The sequence below is a fragment of the Flavobacterium psychraerolatum genome, from assembly GCF_025960985.1.
Classification (GTDB): Bacteria; Bacteroidota; Bacteroidia; order Flavobacteriales; family Flavobacteriaceae; genus Flavobacterium.
The window spans coordinates 1-26,768 of sequence record NZ_JAOQMX010000055.1 but is presented as its reverse complement, the minus strand read 5'-3'; the positions used below and the strand labels follow the sequence as shown (position 1 = coordinate 26,768).

24 protein-coding genes and 1 other RNA gene are annotated in these 26,768 nt (G+C 33.4%); 13 read left to right on the top strand and 12 right to left on the bottom strand.

Annotated elements, in window-relative coordinates; all coding sequences use genetic code 11:
* Positions 1-171 precede the first annotated feature (171 nt).
* Complete coding sequence (locus M2326_RS15850) at positions 172-1,431, bottom strand: DEAD/DEAH box helicase (RefSeq protein ID WP_264620521.1); 1,260 nt, start codon at positions 1,429-1,431, stop codon at positions 172-174.
* Between the two features lie 105 nt (positions 1,432-1,536).
* A complete protein-coding gene (locus M2326_RS15845; protein WP_264620520.1) occupies positions 1,537-2,571 on the bottom strand; it encodes a formimidoylglutamase in 1,035 nt (344 codons plus the stop codon).
* Positions 2,572-2,687: 116 nt separating this feature from the next.
* Between M2326_RS15845 and M2326_RS15840 the strand changes: the two genes are divergently transcribed.
* Positions 2,688-3,590, top strand: a complete 903-nt coding sequence (locus M2326_RS15840; RefSeq protein WP_264620519.1) for a hypothetical protein — start codon at positions 2,688-2,690, stop codon at positions 3,588-3,590.
* Positions 3,591-3,985: 395 nt separating this feature from the next.
* Here M2326_RS15840 and M2326_RS15835 read toward each other — a convergent pair whose 3' ends face one another.
* Complete coding sequence (locus tag M2326_RS15835) at positions 3,986-5,035, bottom strand: glutaminyl-peptide cyclotransferase (RefSeq protein WP_264620518.1); 1,050 nt, start codon at positions 5,033-5,035, stop codon at positions 3,986-3,988.
* Between the two features lie 88 nt (positions 5,036-5,123).
* Here M2326_RS15835 and ffs point away from each other — a divergent pair.
* The 3 genes from ffs (at position 5,124) to fsa (ending at position 6,942) form a co-directional block, all read left to right on the top strand.
* Positions 5,124-5,221, top strand: an RNA gene (gene ffs, locus M2326_RS15830) — signal recognition particle sRNA small type.
* 75 nt (positions 5,222-5,296) lie between these two features.
* Positions 5,297-6,100, top strand: a complete 804-nt coding sequence (locus M2326_RS15825; protein ID WP_264620517.1) for an SDR family oxidoreductase — start codon at positions 5,297-5,299, stop codon at positions 6,098-6,100.
* A 185-nt stretch (positions 6,101-6,285) separates the two neighbouring features.
* Positions 6,286-6,942 (top strand): fructose-6-phosphate aldolase, encoded by a 657-nt coding sequence (fsa, locus tag M2326_RS15820; protein ID WP_264620516.1) that lies wholly within the window; start codon positions 6,286-6,288, stop codon positions 6,940-6,942.
* A gap of 54 nt (positions 6,943-6,996) precedes the next feature.
* Here the strand turns inward: fsa and M2326_RS15815 are convergent, their stop codons facing one another.
* The 3 genes from M2326_RS15815 to M2326_RS15805 all read right to left on the bottom strand — a co-directional run bounded on the left by M2326_RS15815 (position 6,997) and on the right by M2326_RS15805 (position 9,722).
* On the bottom strand, positions 6,997-7,929 hold the full coding sequence (locus M2326_RS15815; protein ID WP_264620515.1) for a transglutaminase-like domain-containing protein: 933 nt from the start codon (positions 7,927-7,929) through the stop codon (positions 6,997-6,999).
* A gap of 446 nt (positions 7,930-8,375) precedes the next feature.
* Positions 8,376-9,242, bottom strand: a complete 867-nt coding sequence (locus M2326_RS15810; RefSeq protein WP_264620514.1) for a nucleoside phosphorylase — start codon at positions 9,240-9,242, stop codon at positions 8,376-8,378.
* Positions 9,243-9,389: 147 nt separating this feature from the next.
* On the bottom strand, positions 9,390-9,722 hold the full coding sequence (locus M2326_RS15805) for a translation initiation factor (protein ID WP_264620513.1): 333 nt from the start codon (positions 9,720-9,722) through the stop codon (positions 9,390-9,392).
* A 672-nt stretch (positions 9,723-10,394) separates the two neighbouring features.
* Between M2326_RS15805 and M2326_RS15800 the strand changes: the two genes are divergently transcribed.
* The 3 genes from M2326_RS15800 (at position 10,395) to M2326_RS15790 (ending at position 12,695) form a co-directional block, all read left to right on the top strand.
* Positions 10,395-11,255, top strand: a complete 861-nt coding sequence (locus M2326_RS15800) for a c-type cytochrome (RefSeq protein ID WP_264620512.1) — start codon at positions 10,395-10,397, stop codon at positions 11,253-11,255.
* Between the two features lie 10 nt (positions 11,256-11,265).
* Entirely contained in the window at positions 11,266-11,727 is a 462-nt protein-coding gene (locus M2326_RS15795) for a DsrE family protein (protein ID WP_264620511.1), read from the top strand.
* A 62-nt stretch (positions 11,728-11,789) separates the two neighbouring features.
* Positions 11,790-12,695 (top strand): molybdate ABC transporter substrate-binding protein, encoded by a 906-nt coding sequence (locus M2326_RS15790; protein WP_264620510.1) that lies wholly within the window; start codon positions 11,790-11,792, stop codon positions 12,693-12,695.
* Between the two features lie 279 nt (positions 12,696-12,974).
* Here the strand turns inward: M2326_RS15790 and M2326_RS15785 are convergent, their stop codons facing one another.
* A complete protein-coding gene (locus M2326_RS15785) occupies positions 12,975-13,925 on the bottom strand; it encodes an isopenicillin N synthase family dioxygenase (RefSeq protein WP_264620509.1) in 951 nt (316 codons plus the stop codon).
* A 29-nt stretch (positions 13,926-13,954) separates the two neighbouring features.
* Positions 13,955-15,499: a hypothetical protein gene (locus tag M2326_RS15780; RefSeq protein WP_264620508.1), complete on the bottom strand. Its 1,545-nt coding sequence runs from the start codon at positions 15,497-15,499 to the stop codon at positions 13,955-13,957.
* Positions 15,500-15,653: 154 nt separating this feature from the next.
* Here M2326_RS15780 and M2326_RS15775 point away from each other — a divergent pair, with 154 nt between their 5' ends.
* The 6 genes from M2326_RS15775 to ilvC all read left to right on the top strand — a co-directional run bounded on the left by M2326_RS15775 (position 15,654) and on the right by ilvC (position 23,631).
* Positions 15,654-16,829 (top strand): 2-isopropylmalate synthase, encoded by a 1,176-nt coding sequence (locus M2326_RS15775; RefSeq protein ID WP_264620507.1) that lies wholly within the window; start codon positions 15,654-15,656, stop codon positions 16,827-16,829.
* 12 nt (positions 16,830-16,841) lie between these two features.
* On the top strand, positions 16,842-17,960 hold the full coding sequence (leuB, locus tag M2326_RS15770) for a 3-isopropylmalate dehydrogenase (protein WP_264620506.1): 1,119 nt from the start codon (positions 16,842-16,844) through the stop codon (positions 17,958-17,960).
* Positions 17,961-17,990: 30 nt separating this feature from the next.
* On the top strand, positions 17,991-19,667 hold the full coding sequence (gene ilvD, locus M2326_RS15765) for a dihydroxy-acid dehydratase (RefSeq protein ID WP_264620505.1): 1,677 nt from the start codon (positions 17,991-17,993) through the stop codon (positions 19,665-19,667).
* Between the two features lie 174 nt (positions 19,668-19,841).
* Positions 19,842-21,530 carry a biosynthetic-type acetolactate synthase large subunit gene (ilvB, locus tag M2326_RS15760; RefSeq protein ID WP_264620504.1) on the top strand — a complete coding sequence of 563 codons (1,689 nt, stop codon included), beginning with the start codon at positions 19,842-19,844 and terminating at the stop codon, positions 21,528-21,530.
* A gap of 91 nt (positions 21,531-21,621) precedes the next feature.
* Positions 21,622-22,155, top strand: a complete 534-nt coding sequence (gene ilvN / locus M2326_RS15755) for an acetolactate synthase small subunit (RefSeq protein WP_264620503.1) — start codon at positions 21,622-21,624, stop codon at positions 22,153-22,155.
* Between the two features lie 3 nt (positions 22,156-22,158).
* A complete protein-coding gene (gene ilvC / locus M2326_RS15750; RefSeq protein WP_264620502.1) occupies positions 22,159-23,631 on the top strand; it encodes a ketol-acid reductoisomerase in 1,473 nt (490 codons plus the stop codon).
* A 183-nt stretch (positions 23,632-23,814) separates the two neighbouring features.
* On the opposite strand, the gene M2326_RS15745 is transcribed toward ilvC, so the two are convergent.
* From M2326_RS15745 to M2326_RS15730, 4 genes are read right to left on the bottom strand one after another with little or no spacing between them, the layout of a single operon-like run.
* Complete coding sequence (locus tag M2326_RS15745; protein WP_264620501.1) at positions 23,815-24,534, bottom strand: 3-ketoacyl-ACP reductase; 720 nt, start codon at positions 24,532-24,534, stop codon at positions 23,815-23,817.
* A gap of 10 nt (positions 24,535-24,544) precedes the next feature.
* Positions 24,545-25,282, bottom strand: a complete 738-nt coding sequence (locus M2326_RS15740) for a Dabb family protein (RefSeq protein WP_264620500.1) — start codon at positions 25,280-25,282, stop codon at positions 24,545-24,547.
* 36 nt (positions 25,283-25,318) lie between these two features.
* Positions 25,319-26,065, bottom strand: a complete 747-nt coding sequence (locus tag M2326_RS15735; RefSeq protein WP_264620499.1) for a lactonase family protein — start codon at positions 26,063-26,065, stop codon at positions 25,319-25,321.
* A 26-nt stretch (positions 26,066-26,091) separates the two neighbouring features.
* Positions 26,092-26,580, bottom strand: coding sequence for a GlcG/HbpS family heme-binding protein (locus M2326_RS15730; RefSeq protein ID WP_264620498.1), 489 nt, complete (start codon positions 26,578-26,580; stop codon positions 26,092-26,094).
* Positions 26,581-26,768: the final 188 nt, after the last annotated feature.

Here is a 26,768-nt window from a genome sequence, read left to right as displayed (position 1 = left end):
AAAATAGCCTTATTGAACCAACATTAAAAATCAAGATTAAAAAGGAAAACGCTTGCAACGGATTATATAAATCCTGTTACAAGCGTTTTTTTATTATCTAAAAAACAATGATAATCAAAATATGCGATGTTTTTCAGTGCCCTCTTTTTATATAAAGCGTTTTTTTATAAGCTAATACCAGCGTTTTTTATTTTGTTTTGAAGCAGTAGATTTTCTTGATTTGTGCCCTTCATTACCTCTATTGGAGTTTTTGGGTTTTGTAGACCCTCCAGGTGCAGTCTCAGGATTTCCTGAATGCCAAGGGTAAGGGTGATCACTGATGGTTTTTACATCTACTTTAATTAATTTTTGAATGTCTTTCCAATAGCCATGCTCGTCTTTACTACAAAAGGAAATAGCGATACCACCATTTCCAGCTCTACCTGTACGACCTATTCTATGTACATAAGTTTCGGGGATATTGGGTAAGTCAAAATTAATAACAACAGGTAGTTGATCAATATCAATACCTCTAGCTGCTATATCTGTTGCGACAAGAACTCCTACTTCTTTGTTTTTAAATGCTTCAAGTACTCTTTGCCTTGCATTTTGAGATTTGTCACCATGAATAGCTTCAGCTGGAATATTGTTTTTTCGCAAAGCTTTAACCACATTATCTGCACCATGTTTAGTTCTAGAAAAAACCAATACATCGGTAAGGTTTTCATTTTTTATTAATTGATATAGAAGATTTCTTTTTTCCCCCTTTTCAACAAAATAAACACGTTGTTCTACGTTTTCAGCTGTAGATGAAACTGGAGAAACGGTAATAGTTTCAGGACTTGTTAAAAACATTTCAGCTAACTCGCGGATAGCAATCGGCATCGTAGCAGAGAAAAATAATGTTTGACGGTTATTTGGTGTCAATTTTACTATTTTTTTAACATCATTTACAAATCCCATGTCAAGCATTTGATCTGCTTCATCAAGTACCAAAGTATGTAAATGATCCAAGTCAATGAAACCTTGTTTATGTAAATCTAATAATCTTCCTGGTGTTGCAATAAGAATATCAATACCATTTCTTAAGCTATCTACTTGTGGGTTTTGTGAAACTCCTCCAAATATGGTTAGTTGTGTTAGGTTGGTATATTTGGAATAGGTATCAAAACTTTGTCCAATTTGAACTGCAAGTTCTCTAGTAGGTGTAATCACTAATGCCCTAATTTGTTTTGCTTTTTTACTAGACCCTACAATACGGTGTAGTTGATGTATAATAGGTATAGCAAAAGCAGCAGTTTTTCCAGTTCCTGTTTGTGCGCATCCAATTACGTCTTTTCCAGCTAGAACTAGTGGAATAGATTTTTCTTGAATAGGGGTAGGGGTAGTATAGCCTAATTCATATACGGCTTTTTGGATACTTTTTGAAAGTGATAAATCTTCGAATAACATATTTTTGAAATTAAATATACTGTAATAAGTACAGTGATAGTGCTGCAAAGATAGTGTTATTTATCTAATCCCTGTAAATAGGCTATTTTATGACAGGTATAAAGACTATTTTTCTTGGTTTGCTTTTATGAAATCTGTTACCAAATACCCTGTTAAATTTCCTATTAGATGATTGTTTTTTTCTTCTCCTAAATCTGGAGCACCTTCACAAATATGTAAGTAAGCGGCATTTTTGTGCTTACCAAAATAGGCGACAAATTGGCGTAGTTCTTCAATAGAGAAACCGCTTAAAGTCATAGCGCTACTAGGGATATTAGGAATAGCATCTAAGTCAATTTCGATGCCATAGGAATCCGTTTTTATGAATTCATGGGCAGCAACCATTTCTTGGTAAAATTGCTTTTCATTTCTGATTTTGATACTATCATAGGTATTATAACGAACTCTTTCTTCTGTTTTTTTGATAATGTCTAATACACTTTTGGAAGTGTAATTCTCGTGGAGCCCAAAAACGAAGTATTTTTTTAAAAATCCTTCCTCATACGCATATGAAAATCCATTGCCACTATGACGACCTTCTAGAATTCTAAAGTCGGAATGAGCATCAAAATTAACAGCATTTACAGGTTTTCCTTTGGCTAAAGCAGCTCCTTTTATATTTCCGTAGGAATTATTATGTCCTCCTCCAATGATTATAGGTGTTTTTCCAGCCTTAATTATAGTAAAAATTATATGTGAAACCTCTTTGTCAATTTTTTCTACTAGTTTGCTTAATTTTAAGCGATCATCCATGATTTTGTAATCCAAATCTTTGGCTTCAAGCATTTCTTCATAAACGTCAACCTCTCCCAGAATAATTATTTGACTTCCTTTGCAAAACCTATTATGTTGAATATTAGCAATGCTTTTTATGGCTGTTTTCCAAGCTGATGCTGCTCCTGGTCTACCGTAATTGGCTCTGATTCCAACATCTTCTGGAATTCCTAGTAGAACAAACTTAGCTTCTGATGCTTTTAAAAATGTAGTTATATCTGCGTTTGGAGGCAGGGTTAACATTTTTTCACCAAACTTTATTTCACCACTTCTATGATTGGTAATTTTCCCAAGTTCTTTGATCGTAAACGGTAAAAGCTTCTCCATAAAAAAAAATATTTATTCAAAAATACTATAATTTATTAACTTACGTTATAACTTGAATATATATTCATTAAATTTGAAAAATCATAATTAACAAAAAAACAAACAATATTGTAAAAATGGAAAATCAACAAAGTAATTCAAGTCTAAAGGCTGTAATAGCAGTTTTAGCAATTCTATTAGTAGGGAGTTTGGTCTATATCTTTAAAATGTCTTCGGATGTTGAAAATGTAAAAACAGAATTAACTACTACAGTTTCGGAAAAAGAGACCGTAATGAAAGATTTGCAAGAGCTAAAAGCAACCTACGATGCTGCCATAGCTGAAAATACTTCAATGTCTGAAGAATTAATCAAAGAGAGAGATAAAGTAGTAAGTTTAATGTCTGATTTAAGTAAATCAAAAGGTGATGTTGCTTCAATGGCAAAATACAAGACTCAATTTATAGCATTGCAAGCCAACATGAAAAACCTAATGGCAGAAAATGAAGGTTTGAAAAAGCAAAATACAAAACTTACTGTGCAACGTGATAGTACAAATGTGGTATTGACAGCTTCTCAAAAAACAAATGAAACTTTACTAGGACAAAATGATGAATTAGCTAAAGTAGTTGAGAAAGGGACAAAATTGTCTATTGTAAATCTTAAAACATCTGCTTATATTGTAAGAAGCCCAGGTTTATTAAGAAGTACAGAGAAACAAATTGAAACTGATAAAGCTAGTAGAGCGGATATGCTTAAAATTAGTTTTACAATTGCAGAAAATCAAATTGCTAAGTCTGGTGATAAAACTTATTATGTGCAAGTAATTGATAGTAAAAGCAATGTATTGGGAGATAAGAAAACTCAAAATTTTGGTGAAAAATCTCTTTCTTATAGTTTTGCGACAACAATCAAATATGAAAATAAAACAGTACAAGTATCTGAAAACTTACCTGGAAAAAATTTCGCAAAAGGATCTTATTTTGTAAATGTTTTTGATAAAGATGTATTAGTTTCTAAATCAAGCTTTGACTTAAGATAAGTTTATTTAAAATAACAAAAAAAAAGAGTAGTGATGTATTTCACTACTCTTTTTTTTGTTAATAATATTACGTAATGAATTGCTATGGACTTATCACAATTAACTTATGTGTTATAAATAGTAAAGCATGCTATTTTGTCGTAAATAAAATCAATTTAGAAGATTCTCAACTTAAAATTATTTTATGGAAACTAATTATTGGGGAACCTTCCAGTTTTAAAATGTCAGGTTTAATGTTGGATTATTGCTTAAAAGAAAAACAAAACGATTTACTTATAATTTCAATAGAAACCAAAGGAAGTAAATTTTATTTGGTGAATTATATTTTATTAAAAAACAAATAACGGCTGTCAATAGTGACAGTCGTTATTTGTTTTTTAATTTTTAATTTGTTATTATTCAGAAACGGTTATCTCAAATAGTTTATCCCAGTTTTTACCCGTAACAAAAATAGTTTTAGTTTTCGGGTTGTATGCAATTCCGTTAAGAACGTCATCTGCGGTAACCTTTAATAACTTACGCAAGCCTGACATATCGAGAATTCCTTCAACAGCACCGTTTGTTGGGTCAACGACTGCAATAGCATCTTTCATCCAGACATTAGTGTAGATTTTACCATTGATCCATTCCAATTCGTTAATAGCCTTGATTTTTGCGTTGCCAGCATATACATTAACGTAACCAATCATTTTTTGCGTTGCTGGATCCATTTTCCATATTTTCTCAGTCTTATCCGTTTGATAAAGGTAGGTACCGTCATTAGTTAATCCCCAACCTTCGATATCTTTTTCATAAGTAAAGGTTTTTTCCAACTTCATGTTCTTAGCATTATAAATAAAACCAGTTTTGTTTTGCCAAGTTAATTGATATATCTTGTCATTCAAAATAGTAATTCCTTCGCCAAAGTATTTGGGATCTAAGTCAATTTGCTTAAATACTTTTCCTGTTTTATAGTCGTATTTTCTTAAGTATGATTTACCTTCCAAACCAGTGCTTTCATAAAGCGTATCTTTGTAAAACTCTAAACCTTCTGTAAAGGAATTTGTATCGTGAGGGTAGGTATTGATTACTTTATACTTTAATAATTTCGGAGTAATATTCGAAACCAGTTCTACTCTTGCTGTAGCTATAGAGTTTTCGTCTTCAAAATAAACTATTGCTTTTAGGTTTTGGTACCCAAGTTTTTGATCCTTAAATCCAAAAAAGACTTTTTTGTTTCCCTTTGTTGTCTCTACTTTTTTATCATTTACAAAATAGACGATGCTATCAATTTCTTTTGCAGTAGAGTTTAAAATTGCTAAATCAACCTTGTCTTGAGGTGTATATTGTGCCGAATATTGACTTGAATCGAAAGTAAATATAGAATTTTCACCTTTTTTTTTGCCACCACAACTAGAAATTGCGATTCCTAATAAAATGATAGATAGTGAGTTATGTTTTTTCATTGTTTAATAAATTTGTTTGACCAATATACAATGTTATTTTTAGAGCACAAAGGCCTTGTAGAAATATAAAAAGATTGTATATTTGCACCGGCAAGTCCTACACGACCAGCTCCTGCAGACTCCCCCAGGATGGGAACATAGCAAGGGTACGTGGTTGAGCGGTGCGATGTAGGTCGCTTGCCATTTTTTAGTAAAAAGAATAAATGTGTCTTCCCTAGGGAAGATTTTTTTATTTTTGGACATTTCTAAATGATGTAGAATATGAGTAAAGTAGTTTTGATAACTGGGGGTTCATCGGGAATTGGGAAATCTATTGGAGAATTTCTACACCGAAAAGGTTTTACAGTCTATGGTACCAGTAGAAATCCGGACCGAATCACAGATTCAGTTTTTCCTTTATTGGCTTTGGATGTACGCAATATAGAGACTATAAAAACTGCCATTGCAGATATTATTACTCGTTCTGGCCATATTGATGTAGTGATCAATAATGCAGGTGTTGGGATTACGGGGCCATTAGAAGAAATACCAACAGCGGAAATTAAAAATAATTTTGAAACTAATTTTTTCGGTCCAATTGAGGTGATGAAAGCAGTTTTACCACAAATGCGTATTCAAAAATCGGGTTTGATTATTAATGTGACTTCAATTGCAGGATATATGGGTTTACCGTATCGATCTGTTTATTCGGCTTCCAAAGGTGCCCTAGAATTGATTACAGAAGCCTTGCGTATGGAAGTGAAATCATTTGGTATTGAAATTACAAATGTTGCTCCAGGTGATTTTGCTACCAATATAGCATCAGGGAGGTTTCATGCTCCTGTTGTGGCGGGCTCGGCTTATGAAGCTGTATATGGTACGATGTTAAAAACGATGGATACACATGTGGATGAAGGTAGTAATCCACTAGAGATGGCAACAGCTGTTTATGCAATTATACAAACTCCAAATCCAAAGGTTCATTATAAGGTAGGGGCTTTTATGCAAAAAATTTCGATTGTCCTCAAACGTATTTTGCCTGATAAAGTATATGAAAAAATGCTAATGAACCATTATAAATTGTAAATTAGTAGCGGTTTTGCGTGAAGGATAGGAGCAATCCGCCGAAGCGGAGCGGATAGCCTGACAGCGCTTGCATGAGTAGGCGTCTACCCGCAAAGTGTGTTGGCCTACTCATGTAAGTGGTGGCACGCCCAAAGGAATTTTGTAAACTAAGGAAGTAAATTATTAAACATAAATAAATTAACAATATGAAATTTTTTATTGATACGGCTAATTTAGCTCAAATTAAAGAAGCGCAAGCTTTAGGTGTTTTGGATGGAGTAACTACAAATCCGTCATTAATGGCTAAAGAGGGAATCACAGGAAAAAACAACATCTTGAAGCATTATGTGGATATATGTAACCTTGTTGATGGTGATGTAAGTGCTGAAGTAAACGCGCTTGACTATGACGGAATGATCAAAGAGGGTGAAGAACTAGCTGAATTGCACGATCAAATCGTTGTAAAATTGCCAATGACTAAAGAGGGTGTTATGGCGGCTAAGTATTTCTCGGATAGAGATATAAAAACGAACGTAACCTTAGTGTTCTCTGCTGGTCAAGCATTGTTGGCTGCAAAAGCAGGAGCTACTTATGTTTCTCCTTTTATTGGTCGTTTGGATGATATTTCTACTGATGGGTTAGCATTAATTGAAGAAATTAGATTGATTTATGATAACTACGGGTACGAAACTCAAATTTTGGCTGCATCTGTACGCCATACTATGCATATTGTAAATTGCGCAAAAATTGGTGCAGATGTAATGACTGGGCCTTTGTCTGCAATTTATGGTTTGTTGAAACACCCATTAACTGATAGTGGATTGGCTCAGTTTGTTGCTGATTTTGAAAAAGGAAATAAATAGTTTACTTTATTCTGTTCTAAAAAAAACCTCATTTTAATAGTAAAATGAGGTTTTTTAATTTAAAGTTAAAGCTCCAAGGATTTCTTCAGACATAAAAGGTCCGCCAGGATAGGAAGCTGTGTAGTCTAGATTAAGCCAAATTTGATTGCGCTCATCAATATGATAGTGAAGCTGTTTACCAGCACTTTCTTTAACGAATAATACATTCTTAATTAAAAAATTTACGGTTTCTAGATCATTCATCGTTCCAATTAAAATTTCGGGATATATGTGCCCTTTAGTATGTATCAAACGTGGTGTTCCTCCGATAGCACGTACACAAGCAGCCATAAGTATAGAATGGTCGTCACAATCACCAGAAAAATAATCCAATGATTCGCTAGCAGTAGCGATATAGTCTCCATCTTTTGGGTCACTAACATAGTTCCACCTGTGATGAATTTCTTTGAAAACAGCAAAACATTGAATGATGGTTCGGTAGTCTGAATACCCTCGAATGTTTTTGAAATTATTATTGGTTGCCATGATTGCAAAATTGCGCACTTTTGGATTTGTGTATTCTATGGCGTTTAAAATCTTTGATTTGTTGGGGAATGGTAATAACTTCGAAACAATGATATCCTGCGGAAAAGGATTGTCAGACATGGTATATATCATTGAATTATAATCTTCAAAAACACTTTCGAAACCATACTGGCCAAAAGTAGTTCCATAAAAAAGAGCTAACATGTAAGCAAAAATACAAATTATAATTATAGTCCGTAATAGTCGTAATAAAAGCTGTACCACTATTAGCAGTAGAATGAAAAGTAAGACTCGATCTAGATTGAAAATCCAGTTAAGTTCGATTAGGTTTTCGTGAGCGATGAGAAATAGGGGAATTGTTATTAAAATATTAAGTGCAAAAATAATGACATCGTCCCAAGGTTTTTTGACCTGAAGACTCTGTTTTATTTGAGCAAAAGTAATGTTCTTAATATTTATCATAAGTAACCTCAAAAAGTGAAATCGGTGATGATTTTACATTTCCCTCAAAAGTACCTATTTTATCAATGATTATGGACTGAAAATAATGTTTTTGAATATTGTTTAACAGTTTTTATCGAAATAGTAATGACTATGTATGACATTTAGCAAAAATGGCAAAATAAGCACCCAACGTTTCTTGTTTTAATAAAATTTTTACACGAAGTTGTTAGGTTTTTAATCTAAATAATCTGTTAGAAATAGTAATAAATCAAAAGTAATTATAGCAAAAACAAAAGCGAATTTTCTTTATAAAAATTCGCTTTTGTTTTTATCTCAAATGTTTTAAATAGATAATATCCTATATTTGTTTGGCATTCTTTAGTTATTCTTATCTACAAAATAAGGTATTAAATTATAAAGGAATTTCTCCAGGTATTTGAATTTATATTAAATAAAATAACTGATTACTTAATTAATTGCTGTAGAGCAAAGTCAATTAAATTAGCAGTAGCTAAATTTGGATCACTACTGAAAGTACCACTAGCACGATTGGCAATTATAGCATTTAAGGAAATGGCATGATGTCCCAAGAGTGCAGATAGGCCATAAATTGCTGCTGTTTCCATCTCTAGATTAGTGATTTTATAATTACTATGGACAAAGTTGTCCATTTTATGATTTAATTGTTCGTCTTGAATCGCCAGTCGTAATATACGACCCTGAGGACCATAAAATCCACCAGCTGTTGCAGTAATTCCTTTAAAAACAGAAGGGCTTTCAAATTGTCTTTCTAGTTTCTCAGAACAACTCACAGCATATGGTCTTCCTTTTTGAAGATCCCAATTGGTATGTTTGATAAAAGCATCTTCAAGCGCAGGGTGGGTAATGGCCTCAGTTTGATAAGAGCGAAGCATGCTGTCAAGTCCAAGACCCATTTTTGACATTACAAAACTGTCTACTGGAATTTCTGCTTGCAAAGAACCTGATGTACCTATGCGAACGATATTCAAAGAAGTTAAATGGTCTTTGATGGATCTAGTCTTTAAATCAATATTGACCAAAGCATCTAGTTCATTAAGTACAATGTCAATATTGTCGGCTCCAATTCCTGTTGAAATTACTGTAAGTCTTTTTCCTTTGTAGGATCCAGTTTGTATTTTGAATTCTCTTTTTTGAGTAGAAAATTCTATAGAGTCAAATAGTTGTGTTATTTTTTCAACACGATCTGGATCACCTACAAATATGATGTCGTGAGCTATATTTTCAGGTTTAAGATTAAGGTGGTAAACGCTTCCGTCGGGATTTAATATTAATTCTGATGCTGCTATCATTTGATTTTTTTTTCGATTATACTTTTCTATTTGAAACAGAAAAGTTATACTATTATTTGCTAAATTAAAATTAGTTAAAAAAAATAGCAATAAATATCAAAAACTGATTTTTTCGCCATTTTTTCGCAACCAATATTTTTTGTAGTATTAACCACCAACTCTTTTTACTTTAAAGCCTTTCTCTTTGAGTATGACCATGATTTTGTCACGGTAATCCCCCTGTAAAATTAAGGCACCGTCTTTAAAACTTCCACCTACGCTCAATTTGGTTTTGAGCTCTTTGGCTAAAATTTTAAAATCTTCCTCTTCTCCTTGATAGCCTTCGATAATTGTGGTGGGCTTTCCTTTACGTTTTTCATATTTACAAATCATAGGTTCTTTTTGAACGTATAATTCATGTGGTGTATCGTTTATTTTCTCTGGTTCGTTACTAGGAACGTGGTCTGGGAACAAATTTTTTAGTTGGTCTTCTAGATTCATTTTTTAATTTATCATTTTGTGGAATACAGATATTATAAATGTATAAAATTTTTTATCTGCAGTAATCAATTGTTATTTCTAAGATTCTTTTTAAAATCATTTGTAAATTTTTTTCGAATATTTATCAAAATTCAATACTAATTCTACTTAAGATTCAGTAGCATTTAAATATTTCTTAAATGTGCAAAACGTATCAATTAGAATAATGAAAATTAATTAAAAAGAATACATTGATAGATTTTTCTTTCCCTGAAATTTAATAAAATACATTAGCAAAGTGAAAAATACAATATCTTTAGAAAACAGCAAATCATTTGGCGAATTAAATTTAATAGTGGATTAATTATTTGGCTTTTAGATTTAAGGAAATATAATGATATAACTATTAGTCATAACTTTAAGTTATCATAGATAATTATTAAGAATAAAAATTGAACAGTATAATGTCATAATATTGTAAAAAATAAACGGTATAAAACTATGGAAAATGAAAATTTAAAGATTATTAAAAGGCTTACTAATTATATCGTTATTTTTAGCTCAGTATTTTGTGTAACCGTGCTTCTTGTAGTCGTATGGGTTTTAATACCTGACCAATCATTATCAATAAATAATTTTGACTCAAAAATTAAAATAAATGAAGAAACATTCTCAAAGGTTATAAGTACTAGTATGCTTAAGAATTCTGATTGGCTTGTTCCAGATACAGCTGGTATTCCCAATAATAAATTGGGAATACAAATTAAATATGGTCGTGAATTGATTGTAAGCACTAGTAAATATATTGGGCCAAATGGAAAAATTAGTGCTGATGCTAATGGTATGAATTGTCAAAACTGTCACAATGCAGCCGGAACTAAAGCTTATGGATTAAACTATTCAGCTGTAGAAGCAAATTATCCGCAGTATAAAGCACGATCTAATAGTATAGTTACTATTGCTGATCGAGTGAATGGCTGTTTTGAACGTAGTATGAATGGTAAAAAATTAGATACAACATCACACGAGATGAGAGCAATTGTATCCTACATGAAATGGTTAGGAAAAAGTATACCTAAAAAAACGAAACCCGTGGGTACAGGTGTAGAAAAGCTAGCTTTTTTAGACCGAGCTGCAGAGCCAGTAAAGGGTAAAGTAGTTTACTCTAATTTGTGCATAAGCTGTCATGGTAATAATGGCGAAGGACGACTGAATGAAAAAAAAGATAGTTATACCTATCCACCACTTTGGGGAAAACATAGTTATAATGATGGTGCGGGTTTATATCGTTTATCAAATTTTTCAGGTTTCGTAAAAAATAATATGCCTTATGGTGTTACTTATCAGCATCCTACTTTGTCAGATGAGGATTCTTGGGATGTAGCTGCTTACGTAAATAGCCAGCCAAGACCACATAAAGAGCAGTCGAAAGATTGGAAAGATATAACACAAAAACCTTTTGATTTTCCTTTTGGGCCCTATGCAGACCAATTTTCCGAAGCTCAACATAAATATGGTCCATATAAACCTCTAACTAAAAAAACAACTATTTAAAATATTAATTATGAAAAAAGTTCTTCTGTTCTCAAGCGTCATTATCTTAACAAGTATTTCTATGCAATCACAATCCTCTATTTTAGAAAGGAATAGTAATTTTAAAGGAGCAACCGCCACTTTGGATAGTTATAAAGCAATATATCAACTAGATAGCAATGATCCGAGAATTATTAACAAAACAATTAGAAATATTAATAATGCTTTAGAAGATCCCCGATTAAAGAATAAATTACAAATCGAATTAGTAGCTTTTAGCGGAGGAACCGATGCTTTCCTTAGAGATAGTGCTTACGAAGCTGAACTAAAAGAATTAGTAATTAAAGGTGTAACTGTTGTTCAATGCAGCAATACTTTAAAAGAGAGACACTTAAATAGGGATCAGATCTATGCTTTTATTGCAGTTGTACCAAGTGGAAATGGCGAACTCATTATCAGACAAGCTGAAGGCTGGGCTATTATCAAACCTTGATAATTCAACAAAAATTATAGTAAAAAAACTTAGCTATTTCTAAATATTAAATAATTATGAAAATGAAATTTATACCAATCGCACTGTTATTTTCAGTGAGTATTCAAATGTTCGCTCAAGAACATCGATTCGATCCTCCATGGAATACACCTCCAGAAAGTTCTGTGATGTTTACAGTTCCAGGAGTTGACAATGTACCTGACCTTTTTGGAGATATTAATGATCCACAGCTAGTTGTTTTTTTTGCCGGAAACCAATTTATGTGTGTTGACGACCTTATATCTGCATTTAAAATAATGCACCCAAAATACGAACGTATTTTTGTAGAAACCTTACCACCAGGAATTTTGGCAAAGCAAATTGATGGTGGAACTATAACTATCGGTAATATGCGAATCACATTAAAACCAGATGTTTATACTGCTGGCAAAAATCGAATTGATAAAATGCTACCTCTTTTTACAGCAACAGCACCTTATGCATATAATAAATTAGCTATAATGGTGCAAAAAAATAATCCGAAAGACATTAAAGGCCTCCAAGATCTTGCTTCTAAAAAAGTTCGTATAAGCATGCCAAATCCTTTATGGGAAGGTATCGGATCACGAATAGAGGAAGCTTATGTAAAAGTTGGTGGTGATAAGCTTAAGCAAACAATTATGGTTGATAAGGTAAAAGATGGAAGTACTTATCTCACACAAATTCACCATCGTCAAACACCAATGCGTATTTTATACGATCAAAGTGATGCGGCCCCAGTATGGTACTCTGAAGCTTATTATCAAAATATGATTCATAATCCTATTGAAATTGTTAATATACCTGATCATGATAATATAAAAGCTACTTATATTGCAGGGCTATTAAAAGAAGCGCCACATCCTGAAGCGGCCAAAGACTTTATGGATTTTATACAAAGTGCAACTGCAAAATCTATATATCAAAAATATGGCTTTACTACTGAGTAAAATACTCCAGAAATAAAACTATAATTTAAAATGACTTGGAATACTCATACTCCAAGTCATTTTTTTACTTATTTAAAACTTATTTTTACTTTGATAATTTAAAGTATTGGTAAGGTAAATAGGGATTTTAATAATTTGTCATTCTAGTTTAACTACCTTAAATATTTCGGGAAAAAGATAAATCAATATTTTGAGTACTAACAAATCCGAATGTCGTAAATAAATATAACTTCATAATAAAAGACTAATAGAATTTAACATATAGTTTTTTAGTTAGATTTATTTTTTAATCAATCCTAGTTCTATCAACCGCTCATATAAAAAATCACCTGCAGTAATGTCTTCAAATTGTTTTGGATGTGCAGCATCAATACAGTTATCTAGACAATCTATTTTCATATTACTCACAGGATGCATGAAAAAAGGAATAGAATAGCGTGATGTTCCCCATAATTCTCGAGGTGGATTTACCACTTGGTGAATTGTTGATTTCAACTTGTTATTGGTATGTCTCGATAACATATCACCAACATTAATAACTAGTTCATCTGGTTGAGCAATGGCGTCAATCCATTCACCAGTATGATTTTGTACTTGCAATCCTTTACCTTGTGCCCCCATCAATAAGGTGATTAGGTTAATGTCTCCGTGGGCTGCTGCACGAATAGCGTTTGCTGGCTCAGAGGTAATAGGAGGGTAGTGAATGGGGCGTAAAATGGAATTTCCTTCTTCGGCATATTTGTCAAAGTAAAATTCATCCAATCCCAAACGCAATGCTAAGGCTCTCAGTACGTATATACCTGTTTTTTCTAGCATTTGGTAGGCTTCTTTTCCGGCTATATTAAAACGAGGTAGCTCTTCAACTTCAATGTTTTTTGGATATTCAGAAGCGTATTTAGAATTGCCATCCACGTATTGTCCAAAATGCCAGAATTCTTTCAGATCTCCTTCTTTACGTCCTTTGGCATGTTCTTTTCCAAATGAAATATAACCTCTTTGTCCACCAATTGTTAAGTCTTCATATTTTTGCTTAGTCTCTAATGGAAGGCTGAAAAAGTTTCTAATTTCAGCATATAATTCTTCTACTAATTTTTGATCCAGAAAATGGCCTTTTAAAGCAACGAAACCAATATCTTCGAAAGCAGTTCCAATTTCGTTTACAAATTTTTCTTTTCGTTCAGGATCATTCGATAAGAAGTCTCTTAAATCTACACTAGGAATATTTTGCATAATTATATTTTTTTAAAATTTAATTTCTATTATCGGTTGTTCAATTTGGCTTTTTCTTTAATGATGTCACCAATTTTTCTATTTTCAATTTTGCTTTCTAACCATGATATAATATCGAGGTAAAGGAAAGCTCTTTTTTCGTAGGGTATTTTTTCTAATTCAATAAAACGCTCTCGCATTTTGGTGAATTCCTTTTTAATATCGGAAGGGTAGATGGAATTAAGATTTCGCATAAAACGAATGATTTCTTTTTGCACTTCGTGTAAATCATTCATTTTAAGAAGAAATTTGTATGTGTTCTTGATTTGAGTTTCAAGATGTAAATCTTTCCCTAATTCATAATGTACAATTAAATAAAGTAAACGAGCAAAACACATCAAATCCTCACGCATAATAAGGTTTTTATTGTTGATGATTTTTTCTAGGTAATAAATGGATTCATTGAATTTATCATTACCAAAATACATGCACGCAATTTTATAGTAAAACAACATTTCGTGATGTTCGTCTAAATGGTCGCTGTGTATTTTTATTTTATCTAACACAATTGGAATTAAATATTCACCTTCTTCAAAAGATCCCTCTAGAATATGGTAATTCAATTTACTATTATATAAATATAAGAACGACAAAGAAGCAATGTTGTCATTTGTAGGAAAACGGGAGTCTTGGGTTGTTTCTTCCAATAAATCCAAATATATTTTAAATTTAGTTTGGTACTTCAACATAAAAACGGATTCCAAGAAATAATTGTTCCCTTTTAAGAAGAAAACTGGATTCTGGTAAATCATATTTGGATTGTCGTAAAATAAAGTAACCCATTTATACGCAAATTTATAACTAGCCAAAAAATCTTGAACTAAAAAACTACGCCATAAATTGGCATTATAAAACCAATATTTTTCTCTAAAACCAAATTTAGTTTCATCTAACTTAGCAGTGTGTTTTACAAAATAATCATCAATGTATTTGTATTCTTCATCATTTTTGACATAGCCAGTTTTGAGTAAAATACCATATAGTTGTAGTGATAAATTGGATAATTTACTAGAAATAGTATTGCGGTAATTGAGTTCTTTGGCTTGTATAACAAGTTCATCTGCTCTACCTTGAATACTACGAGTAATATATTGCGATTCGATAAGTTTTTCGAACTCTACTATTTCAAATGCCATGTACTTTTCATCGTTTTCAAGTGCATGCATTTTTGTTTTATCCAAAATTTTTAAACTCTGCTTGTATAAGCCTTTGTTGTATAAAATTGTGGCAAAATCAATCTGTTCTCTAAGCTGGTATCGAATGTTTTGACTCGGAATATTCAATCGAATACTAACTAATATTTGTTTGTATAAATACGATTTTAAATTAGAGAGTTGCACCTTTTTTATAATACCACTTTTGAGGATTATTTTTTCATCATAACCTTCCGATTTGTCCAGAATATTGAATAATTCGATAAATTTTGTATTGGAACTAGTCTCCAATCGACTTGCGAAAATCTTAAACTGACGTTTTTCGGACTTTGAAAGTGATTTGATTAATACAAATAAAAAATCTTTTTGATGGTTAGCCATTGTAAAATAAATGTACTTAAATTGTTGTAAATCAGTTATTTGAATACTGTTAACTCCCGTTATGAGCAGTATATTTTATTAATTTGATTTTTATAATAAACTAATGAAAACTATATTTGTTATCAAGTTGTGAAATTACATTAAATAAATTAAAATGAATAGAGAGAAAGTTCAAATTTTTGATACCACTTTAAGAGACGGAGAACAAGTTCCAGGATGTAAATTAGATACCAAACAGAAACTCGTTATCGCAGAACGATTGGATGGAATGGGAGTTGATGTCATCGAAGCTGGGTTTCCTGTTTCAAGTCCTGGTGATTTTTTATCTGTTTCTGAAATTAGTAAAATTGTAAAAAATGCAACTGTATGTGGATTAACACGTGCAGTTAAAAATGATATTGATGTTGCTGGTCAAGCATTGCAATATGCAAAAAGACCTCGTATTCATACTGGAATTGGGACTTCTCAATCGCATATCATTCATAAGTTAAATACAACACCTGAAGATATTATCGCTAGAGCAAAATTTGCTGTTGCTCACGCCAAAACGTATGTTGAAGATGTAGAGTTTTATGCCGAAGATGCTGGACGTACAGACAATGCTTTTTTGGCTCGAGTCTGTGAGGAAGTCATAAAATCGGGTGCAACAGTACTTAATATTCCTGATACAACAGGATATTGCTTGCCGCATGAATACGGTGAAAAAATAAAATACTTAAAAGAAAACGTAAAAGGAATTGAAAATGTTACCATTTCTTGTCACTGTCATAATGATTTAGGGATGGCAACTGCAAATTCAATTGCAGGTGCGATCAATGGAGCTAGACAAATTGAATGTACCATTAATGGTATTGGTGAACGTGCAGGAAATACAGCACTTGAAGAAGTGGTGATGATCTTTAAACAACATCCATATTTAAATCTTTATACAGATATTGATACGAAACAATTGAATGAAATGAGTCATTTAGTATCTGATAGTATGGGAATGATGGTACAACCAAATAAAGCAATTGTTGGTTCGAATGCTTTTGCTCACAGTTCAGGAATACATCAAGACGGTGTAATCAAGAATAGAGAAACGTATGAAATCATGGATCCATTAGAAGTTGGAGTAAATGAATCATCCATCATCTTAACAGCAAGAAGCGGAAGAGCAGCTTTGGCTTATAGAGCAAAAAAAGTAGGGTATGAATTGACCAAAGTGCAATTAGACCTTGTATATATTGAGTTTTTGAAATATGCAGACATTAAAAAAGAAGTAATGGATGATGATATTCATCAAATCATTGAAGCTTCTAATTTGAAAGATGATTTAGTTAGAAATTAAAATAATAAAGCCATGAATTTAAAAATAGCAGTACTTGCAGGGGACGGGATAGGTCCCGAAGTAGTTTTGCAGGCCATGAAGGCGTTACATGCAACTGCTGTGATGTTTGATCATGAGTTTATTTTTGAAGAAGCTCTTATTGGAGCTGCAGCTATTGATAAAACAGGAAAACCACTTCCAGATCAAACATTAAATTTATGTTTGAATACTGAGGCTGTGCTTTTTGGCGCTATAGGAGATTTAAAATATGACAACGATCCAGAGGCGAAGATTCGTCCGGAACAAGGATTGTTTCAATTGAGAAATGCGTTAGGTTTATTTGCAAATAGTAAATCAATCAAGCCTTACGAAGGATTACTTTCTAGTTCTCCTCTGAAAAAAGAAATTATTGAAGGGACTGATTTTCTGATTTATAGAGAACTTTCAGGCGGAATTTATTTCGATGAAAAAACGTTGAGTGAAGACGGAAAAGTAGCTACTGATTTGTGTAAATATACCGAGGAACAAATTTTGAGAATTGCTCATTTGGCTTTTAAAGCAGCACAAAAAAGAAACAATATGGTGACCCTAATTGATAAGGCAAACGTATTGGAGACTTCAAGATTATGGCGCAAAGTAGTAACTGATGTCAGTAAAGATTATCCTGATGTAGAGTTAAATTATCTATTTGTCGATAATGCTGCGAAACAAATTGTTGCCAAACCAAAACAGTTTGACGTAATATTAATTGAGAATTTATTTGGAGATATATTATCAGAGGTGGCTAGTATTATAACGGGATCAATTGGTATGCTAGCTTCTAGTTCTATTGGAGCTGCACATACTTTGTTTGAGCCAGTTCACGGTACATTTCACCAAGCCAAAGGGAAAAATATTGCCAATCCTTTTGCTTCTATATTATCTTCGGCTTTATTATTAGAACATTTTGGTTTGCATAAAGAAGCCAAAAAAATACATGAAGCTGTCGAAAAAGCCATTGCGCTTAAAGTCGTCACCACCGACTTGAATCCAGAGTCAAAATTCGGAACAAATGAAGTTGGAGATTTTATTTCTAATTTTATTTTAGATAAAGAAGATTTACTTTACTTTAATAATGATAATGTAAGTATTGGTCAATCAACAATAGTATAAAATAATAGTACAGATACAAACACATATATAATGGAATTAAATAAATACAGTAAGACAATCACTCAAGATGAAACACAACCAGCTTCTCAAGCCATGTTGTATGCCCTTGGATTAACTGAAGAAGATTTAAAGAAAGCACAAGTTGGAATTGTGAGTATGGGTTACGATGGAAATCCTTGTAACATGCACTTAAACGACTTGGCAAAAGATATTAAAACAGGTGTCTGGAAAGAAGATTTAGTTGGTTTGATTTTTAATACAATCGGTGTAAGTGACGGTATTTCTAATGGAAATGACGGTATGCGTTTTTCTTTGGTTTCTCGTGATGTTATTGCAGACTCTATTGAAACAGTGATGGGAGCACAATGGTATGATGGTTTGATTGCTGTTCCAGGTTGTGATAAAAATATGCCGGGAGCTTTAATGGCTATGGGTAGAGTAAACCGTCCTTCTATTATGGTGTATGGAGGATCTATTCATCCAGGGAAATGGAAAGGTGAAGACTTGAATATTGTTTCTGCATTTGAAGCATTAGGTAAAAAAATAAAAAATACAATTACTCCAGAAGATTTCAAAGGGGTAATTCAAAATGCTTGCCCTGGTGCAGGTGCTTGTGGCGGAATGTACACTGCAAACACTATGTCTTCTGCGATTGAGGCTTTGGGTATGAGTTTACCTTATAGCTCATCAAACCCTGCTTTGAGTCCAGAGAAAAAACAAGAATGTGTAGATGCTGGTAAAGCAATTAAAATATTATTAGAGAAAGATATTAAGCCAAGAGATATCATGACTCGCAAAGCATTCGAAAATGCTATTACGATAGTAGCCGTTTTAGGAGGGTCAACAAATGCGGTAATGCACTTAATTGCAATGGCGCATTCAGTTGGAATCGAATTGACTCTAAAAGATTTTCAAGATATTAGTGATAAAACACCTTTGTTGGCTGATTTAAAACCTAGTGGTAAATACTTGATGGAAGATTTACATAATGTAGGTGGTGTTCCTGGAGTAATGAAATATTTATTGAAAGTTGGATTGCTACACGGTGATTGTTTGACGGTAACCGGAAAAACAATCGCTGAGAATCTAGCTTCTGTAGCTGATTTGCAAGACGGACAAGATGTTATTTTCGAAATTCAAAAAGCCTTAAAAGCTACAGGTAATATTCAAATTCTCTACGGAAATATTGCATCAGAAGGTTGTGTGGCTAAAATTAGTGGAAAAGAAGGAGAGTTTTTCGAAGGTACAGCAGTAGTTTTTGAAGGTGAAAAACAAGTAATTAAAGGAATCCAAGGTGGAGAAGTAAAGCCAGGAAATGTAGTAATTATTCGTTATTGCGGACCAAAAGGTGGACCAGGTATGTCTGAAATGCTAAAACCAACCTCTGCTATTATGGGAGCTGGTCTAGGAAATACAGTGGCTTTGATTACTGATGGTCGTTTCTCTGGAGGATCACACGGTTTTGTCGTAGGACACGTTACACCAGAAGCTTACGATGGAGGTGGAATTGCTTTGATCGAAAATGGAGATTTGATTACTATTGATGCTGTGAAAAATACAATTGACGTAAAAATTTCTGATGAAGAATACGCTAAGCGTAAAGCGGCATGGAAACAACCAGTGTCATCAATCAAACAAGGAGTTTTACTTAAATATATGAGATCGGTCTCTAGTGCATCTGAAGGATGTGTAACCGATAAATTTTAGTTTAAGACGTTGAATTTTGGGCAACCAGCTATCAGCTACGAGCCTTGAGCAGCCAAGCTTCAATAAAAAAGATATAAAATAGAAAAATAATAAGCTTAAAGCTTAAAGCAATAGTAAACAGCCAAAAGCTGAATGCCCAGTGCCCAAAGCCGACAGCCCAAAGCCCAAAGTAATATGAAAATAAGCGGAGCAGAAGCCGTTATTAGGTGCTTACTAGAAGAAGGAGCAGATTTGGTATACGGTTATCCAGGTGGAGCCATCATGCCAGTTTACGACGAATTATATAAATTTCAAGATCAATTACACCATGTTCTTGTACGTCATGAGCAAGGGGCAGCGCATGCTGCGCAAGGTTTTGCTAGAGCAACAGGAAAAGTAGGAGTGTGTATCGCTACTTCAGGACCTGGTGCTACAAATCTAGTTACAGGAATTGCTGATGCGCAAATTGACTCTACACCATTGGTTTGTATTACAGGTCAGGTAGGGAAACATTTATTAGGTTCTGATGCTTTTCAAGAAACAGATATTATCGGAATTTCAACTCCGGTGACCAAATGGAATTATCAAATTACAGAAGCACATGAGATTCCTGAGATTATGGCAAAAGCTTTTTATATCGCCAAATCTGGACGTCCAGGACCAGTATTGATTGATATTACCAAAAATGCTCAATTTGATTTATTAGATTTCAGTTATACAAAATGTACTGATATTCGTAGCTATCATCCAAAACCTATTCTTAATAAAGAAAACATACAAGAAGCAGCTGAAATAATCAATAAAGCCAAAAGGCCTATGATTATTTTTGGACAAGGTATTGTATTAAGCCAAGCCGAAGCAGAGTTGAAAGAATTGGTTGAAAAAGCAGGTATACCAGCGGCTTGGACTATTTTAGGACTGTCGGCTTTGCCTACTGATCATGATTTAAATGTTGGTATGGTGGGTATGCATGGAAACTATGGACCAAATATGCTAACCAACGAGTGTGATGTTTTGATCGCTCTTGGAATGCGTTTTGATGATCGTGTTACCGGAAATTTACAAACGTATGCAAAGCAAGCTAAAGTTTTACATTTCGAAATAGATCCAGCTGAGATTGATAAAAATGTAAAATCTGAAGTTGCTGTTTTAGCAGATTTGAAAGATGCCTTAACAGCTTTATTGCCTTTGATCGAAAAAAATTCGCATACAGAATGGCATAATGAATTCAAAAGACATTATGATATCGAACTAGAGGCAGTAATCAATGAAGAGTTAGCACCAACCAATGGAAAAGGAATTTCAATGGGAGAAACAATCGAAATGATTAACAAGCACTCTCATGCAGATGCTATTATGGTTTCGGACGTAGGGCAACATCAAATGTTTACTTGTCGTTACTCAAAATTCAACCAAACCAAAAGTAATGTAACTTCTGGAGGATTAGGAACTATGGGTTTTGCTTTACCAGCAGCAATAGGAGCAAAAATGGGTAGACCAGACCGCGAGGTAGTTGCCGTAATTGGTGATGGTGGTTTTCAAATGAACATTCAAGAGTTAGGTACAATTAACCAAACTAAAGTGCCGGTTAAGATTGTAGTGCTAAATAATGAATTCTTAGGAATGGTTCGCCAATGGCAAGAATTGTTTTTCGACAATAGATATGCTTCTACCGTAATGGTTAATCCAAACTTTTGCGCTATTGCAGAAGGGTATTATATCAAAGCAAGAAAAGTAACCAAAAGAGAAGAACTAGACGAAGCGGTTGCCGAAATGATGGCATCCAAAGAGGCTTACTTCTTGGAGGTTATGGTAGAAAAAGAAAATAACGTATTCCCAATGATACCTACAGGAGCTTCGGTTTCGGATATCAGATTAAGCTAAAAAAGTTTAAAGTTTTAAGTTTCATGTTTCAAGTTCTCACGGCAACTTGAAACTTGAAACTTGAAACAAGAAAAACTTGAAACTAACAAATATGGAAAATAAAACATTCACCATTTCAGTATATTCAGAAAACAACGTTGGTTTGTTGAATAGAATATCAGGTATTTTTTTAAAGAGACATATCAATATATTAAGTTTAAACGTTTCAGAATCAGAGATTGAGAACGTTTCAAGGTTCATTATTGTGGTAGATACCACTGAAAAATGGGTAAAAAATATTGTAGGTCAAATCGAAAAACAAATCGAAGTAATCAAAGCATTTTATCATGAAGATGATGAAACTATATTTCTAGAAAATGCTTTGTTCAAAATAGAATCAGGTTTACTTTTTGACGAAAGACAAATTCAGAATATTATCAAAGAAAGTAATTCTGAAATTGTAACGGTTTCTAGAAAGTTTTTTGTGATTTCAAAATCAGGAAGACGTTCAGAAATTACTGAATTACACGAAAAATTAAAACCTTTTGGAATCATGCAATTCGTTCGTTCAGGTCGTATTTCGGTTTCAAAAGAACCAATGGAAATATCAACATTATTACAAGAATTAAATATAAACAAATATTAAAAAATGGCAAATTACTTCAATTCATTACCACTTAGATTACAGTTAGAACAATTAGGCGTTTGTGAATTCATGGATAAATCTGAATTCACTGATGGTATCACTGCTTTAAAAGGAAAAAAAGTAGTTATTGTAGGTTGTGGTGCTCAAGGTTTAAACCAAGGTTTGAACATGAGAGATTCAGGATTAGACATCTCTTACGCTTTGCGTGCTGAAGCTATCGCTCAAAAAAGAGCATCTTATACAAATGCAGCTGATAATGGTTTCACAGTTGGAACTTATGAAGAATTAATTCCTACTGCTGACTTGGTATGTAATTTGACTCCAGACAAACAACACACTGCTGTTGTAACTGCAATCATGCCTTTGATGAAACAAGGAGCTACATTAGCGTATTCTCACGGTTTTAACATTGTTGAAGAAGGAATGCAAATTCGTAAAGACTTAACAGTTATTATGTGTGCACCAAAATGTCCAGGATCTGAAGTTCGTGAAGAGTACAAAAGAGGATTTGGAGTACCAACTCTTATCGCTGTACACCCTGAGAATGATCCAAACGGTACAGGTTTAGCAGAAGCTAAAGCATATGCTGTTGCAACAGGTGGAGATAGAGCAGGAGTATTGCGCTCTTCTTTCGTAGCAGAGGTAAAATCAGATTTAATGGGTGAGCAAACAATTCTTTGTGGTTTGTTGCAAACGGGTTCAATCTTGTGTTTTGATAAAATGGTAGCTGAAGGTGTTGACGCTGGATATGCTTCAAAATTAATCCAATACGGATGGGAAACTATCACAGAAGGATTAAAATATGGTGGAATCACCAACATGATGGACAGATTATCTAATCCTGCTAAAATTGCTGCTTTCAATGCAGCTGCAGAATTAAAAGAAATCATGCGTCCGTTATTCCAAAAGCATATGGATGATATCATTTCTGGAGAATTCTCTAGCACAATGATGGCAGACTGGAACAATGATGATAAAAACTTATTGGCTTGGAGAGCTGCAACAGGAGATACTAACTTTGAGAAAACTCCAGCTGGTGACGTTGAAATTTCTGAGCAAGAATACTACGATAACGGTACTTTGATGGTTGCAATGGTAAAAGCGGGTGTTGAGCTAGCTTTTGAAGCAATGACAGATTCAGGTATTATCGAAGAGTCTGCTTACTACGAGTCTTTACACGAAACACCACTTATTGCTAACACAATTGCAAGAAAGAAATTGTTCGAAATGAACCGTGTAATCTCTGATACAGCTGAGTACGGGTGTTATTTGTTTGATCACGCTGCAAAACCATTAATCGCTGAGTACGTGAAAAATGCACCATCAAACATGGTAGGTCGTCCATTCGGAAACACTTCTAACGGAGTTGACAACAAAGAATTGATCGAAGTAAATGCAATAATCAGAAACCACCCAGTTGAAGAAGTTGGTGCTTGGTTGAGAGAATCAATGACTGCAATGAAAAAAATCGTATAATTTAATATACAATTTTAATAGTTTGAAAGGCTGCGTATTTTTACGCAGCCTTTTGTATTTAGATAAAAGTACTTTGGGCTCCTGATAACTATCGGCTATTCGTTGCAATACTATCCTTTACGCAAATAGCCAAAAAAAGCCGTAGATATTTATTTACGGCTTATCTAATTTTTGAAAAAAAAGTTACGGATTTGTAGACCATAAAGCCGCACTTTTAAGCATTGCTCTTCGTGGTAATTGTAATCCTGCTACAATTAAATCGGCAAAATCTTGTGGTTGCAAAACACTATCTTCAGAATCTTTGTTTGCAATACCTAGTTCTATCGTCATGTCAGATTCTATAGTGCTTGGTGTTAAGGTGCAAACTCTGATATTATTTTTACGAACTTCTTTCATTAACGATTCAGACATTCCAATTACAGCAAATTTAGAAGCTGAATAAGCAGAAATATTTGCATTTCCATTCAAACCTGCCGTAGAAGAAACGTTAATAATATCACCTTCATTTTTAGCCAATAAATAAGGCAAAACCTCTTTGGTTACATAATACATACCCATGACATTGGTTTGAATAATTTCACTCCATTGGCTAACTTCCATATCATTAAATGATCCAATAGCTGCAATGCCGGCATTATTAACCAAAATATCGACCCCACCTAAAGTTTCAACAATACTTTTTATATTCGTTTTAACTGCTTCATAATCGCTTACGTCAAATACAGAATAAATTGCAGTAACGCCAATCGCTTGCAATTCAGCAACAGTTTCTTTTAAAACAGCTTCATTTCTTCCTGTTATTGCAATATCAATACCTTCGTTGGCAAAAGCTATCGCTGTTGCTTTTCCTAATCCACGGCCACCACCAGTAATAATGGCTCTTTTGTTTTTTAAATTACTCATATGTTCTTATTTATTTAGTCCAGTAATCAAGTACTAAAACGTCGTCTATTATCGGTCCTATTTTATTAACCATTTTTAGATGGGCTTCATGAAAAAGATAAACTTCTCTAGCGTGCTCATTATTAAATGTTATGGTAAAGCAATGTGTTAAATCTTTACTATGTCCTTCAGTACTATCATTAACTCCCCATTCAATAGTTGCAATTTCTGGAATTTCATTTTTAAGATTTAAAAAAGCTTCAACTGCCTCATTAACTTGTTGCGCTGTTGCATCATCTTTATACTTTAAATTGACCATATGTCTTAACAGCTTTCCCTCTCTATTAATTTTAGGAGAAACCTTGTAAGATGCAATTTTTCCCATATCAAATCTGTTGGAGCCAGCAATAAGGAAATTATCATTGCCAATTTTATGCGATCGTAATCCGTAGTAAATCGAGAAACCCGTTTCTAAGTAATTTAGGGGAGTTAGAATTCCGTTTTCATCCAGTTTGCATAGCTGAATACTAGCATCATCTCGCGTTCCTACAGCTAATATGGCTTCTTTATTAGTTGTAGATACAATTTCAATCCTTGTTTGACCTTTTAACTTAGTGTTTTCGTCATCTTTTAAGACAAAATGTGGCACAAGTGCGCCTTTACTATTTATTTTAAAAATACTCACGCCATCGCCATGATACACAAAATTTGGTCTTTTTATAAATCCATTATTTTCATAATATTTATGATGTCTGTGTCCTACAATCACATAATTATTTTTTCCTAAAGTAACTCCAGTAACGGGTTATGCGCCAGTTAAGTAGCGATCGGTATCATTGTCATCTATGTTGTTAACGTTTTTAAAAGTTCCATTTTCGAAAATTCTAAAGCTACTTACACCATTATCCTGAAAACCACTAGTGTACAAAAAGGTTTTTCCACCTATATTATGAGTAAACATGCCAATGATACCATCAGTGTGTATTTTGTCATCATCTTTCATAGACTGTACAGAAGTCAATTTTCCATCATCATGAATTTTAAAACTACTTAAACCTGGCGTTTCTTCCAATCCTCCGATAAAAAGATACGAAGCCTTTTTCATGTGAATTACTTGTAAGGTTATAGCGGTACCAAGATGGGTTTTGTCAGTGTCTTCTACTAGAGCCACTCGTTCTAGAGAACCCGTATCATGTATTTTGAAAGTTTCAATAACATTTCCGTACTTGTTTGCAACAAACAAATAATCGGTGCCATTTATCTTATCAGCAACCATTCCTCTAGCCGGACCTTTTTTCATATACAGTTCGTGGTTGCTTACAGGCGTAAGCTTACCGTCTTTGTCTAGGCTAAAAACATCTACATTTCCAGTTCCTCCAGCAAAGACAAAATGGGATCCGTTTTTTTCATAACTTGTGATAGAGACGGTGTTTTTACCGGATATATTTTGGAAATCTTTTCGATATAGCATCAGTTGATCTGTAACTTGAGAAAAAGATAATTGTGTTAGAAATAGTAAACAAAGAAGACTAAATCGTTTAATAATGTTCATAGTAGTATTTTTTTTATTTTAATAATTTACTCACTTATTGCAGCGGCTCCTACCATAGCAATTGCTCTATCCTCATCAATAGTACCGCCACTTACACCAATGGCACCAATAATTTTTCCTGCTTTATTTTTGAGAGGTACACCACCGGGAAAGGTCATCAAACCTCCATTTGAATGTTCGATGTTGTAGATAATTCCTCCAGGTTGCGTCAATTCTCCAAGTTTTCCGGTATCAATATTGAAATAGCGTGCTGTCTTCGCTTTTTTGATGGCGACATCAATACTTCCTAGGAAAGAATCATCCATTCGTATAAATGCTTTTAAGTTTGCACCAGCATCTACGACGGCTATTTTTACGAGTACATTTGATTTTTCAGCATTTTTCTTAGCTGCTAATAATGCTGTGAAGGCTTCCTCATGAGTAATGTCACTCGAATTTTGCGCTTGCAATGCACTTGTCATGCTAAATAAGCAAATAGCTATCAGCTCCAATTTTATCAGTTTCAGTACTTTCATCTTTCTGTTTATACTTTTATATTACAAAAGTCATAAACAGTAGGCGGAAAATTGTTGAACAAGTTCAACAATCAGAAAATAGTTAGCTATTCTTTTTTATTGGTCCCAAAAATAGTTAAAACTATGTACTTTAGTGCATTTCGCTTTTAGCTTCTAAAAATGTACTTTTGAGATATGGATTTTCAAAG

Excerpts from the sequence above, each read along its gene's own strand:
- ilvD (WP_264620505.1), top strand. The coding sequence starts at position 17,991 with ATGGAATTAAATAAATACAGTAAGACAATCACTCAAGATGAAACACAA.
- fsa (WP_264620516.1), top strand. The coding sequence starts at position 6,286 with ATGAAATTTTTTATTGATACGGCTAATTTAGCTCAAATTAAAGAAGCG.
- M2326_RS15735 (WP_264620499.1), bottom strand. The coding sequence starts at position 26,065 with ATGAACATTATTAAACGATTTAGTCTTCTTTGTTTACTATTTCTAACA.
- M2326_RS15835 (WP_264620518.1), bottom strand. The coding sequence starts at position 5,035 with ATGAAAAAACATAACTCACTATCTATCATTTTATTAGGAATCGCAATT.
- M2326_RS15825 (WP_264620517.1), top strand. The coding sequence starts at position 5,297 with ATGAGTAAAGTAGTTTTGATAACTGGGGGTTCATCGGGAATTGGGAAA.
- M2326_RS15775 (WP_264620507.1), top strand. The coding sequence starts at position 15,654 with ATGAATAGAGAGAAAGTTCAAATTTTTGATACCACTTTAAGAGACGGA.
- M2326_RS15730 (WP_264620498.1), bottom strand. The coding sequence starts at position 26,580 with ATGAAAGTACTGAAACTGATAAAATTGGAGCTGATAGCTATTTGCTTA.
- M2326_RS15790 (WP_264620510.1), top strand. The coding sequence starts at position 11,790 with ATGAAATTTATACCAATCGCACTGTTATTTTCAGTGAGTATTCAAATG.
- M2326_RS15785 (WP_264620509.1), bottom strand. The coding sequence starts at position 13,925 with ATGCAAAATATTCCTAGTGTAGATTTAAGAGACTTCTTATCGAATGAT.
- ilvN (WP_264620503.1), top strand. The coding sequence starts at position 21,622 with ATGGAAAATAAAACATTCACCATTTCAGTATATTCAGAAAACAACGTT.
- M2326_RS15780 (WP_264620508.1), bottom strand. The coding sequence starts at position 15,499 with ATGGCTAACCATCAAAAAGATTTTTTATTTGTATTAATCAAATCACTT.
- M2326_RS15850 (WP_264620521.1), bottom strand. The coding sequence starts at position 1,431 with ATGTTATTCGAAGATTTATCACTTTCAAAAAGTATCCAAAAAGCCGTA.
- M2326_RS15800 (WP_264620512.1), top strand. The coding sequence starts at position 10,395 with ATGCTTAAGAATTCTGATTGGCTTGTTCCAGATACAGCTGGTATTCCC.
- M2326_RS15840 (WP_264620519.1), top strand. The coding sequence starts at position 2,688 with ATGGAAAATCAACAAAGTAATTCAAGTCTAAAGGCTGTAATAGCAGTT.
- M2326_RS15805 (WP_264620513.1), bottom strand. The coding sequence starts at position 9,722 with ATGAATCTAGAAGACCAACTAAAAAATTTGTTCCCAGACCACGTTCCT.
- M2326_RS15845 (WP_264620520.1), bottom strand. The coding sequence starts at position 2,571 with ATGGAGAAGCTTTTACCGTTTACGATCAAAGAACTTGGGAAAATTACC.
- leuB (WP_264620506.1), top strand. The coding sequence starts at position 16,842 with ATGAATTTAAAAATAGCAGTACTTGCAGGGGACGGGATAGGTCCCGAA.
- M2326_RS15810 (WP_264620514.1), bottom strand. The coding sequence starts at position 9,242 with ATGATAGCAGCATCAGAATTAATATTAAATCCCGACGGAAGCGTTTAC.
- ilvB (WP_264620504.1), top strand. The coding sequence starts at position 19,842 with ATGAAAATAAGCGGAGCAGAAGCCGTTATTAGGTGCTTACTAGAAGAA.
- M2326_RS15745 (WP_264620501.1), bottom strand. The coding sequence starts at position 24,534 with ATGAGTAATTTAAAAAACAAAAGAGCCATTATTACTGGTGGTGGCCGT.
- ilvC (WP_264620502.1), top strand. The coding sequence starts at position 22,159 with ATGGCAAATTACTTCAATTCATTACCACTTAGATTACAGTTAGAACAA.
- M2326_RS15795 (WP_264620511.1), top strand. The coding sequence starts at position 11,266 with ATGAAAAAAGTTCTTCTGTTCTCAAGCGTCATTATCTTAACAAGTATT.
- M2326_RS15815 (WP_264620515.1), bottom strand. The coding sequence starts at position 7,929 with ATGATAAATATTAAGAACATTACTTTTGCTCAAATAAAACAGAGTCTT.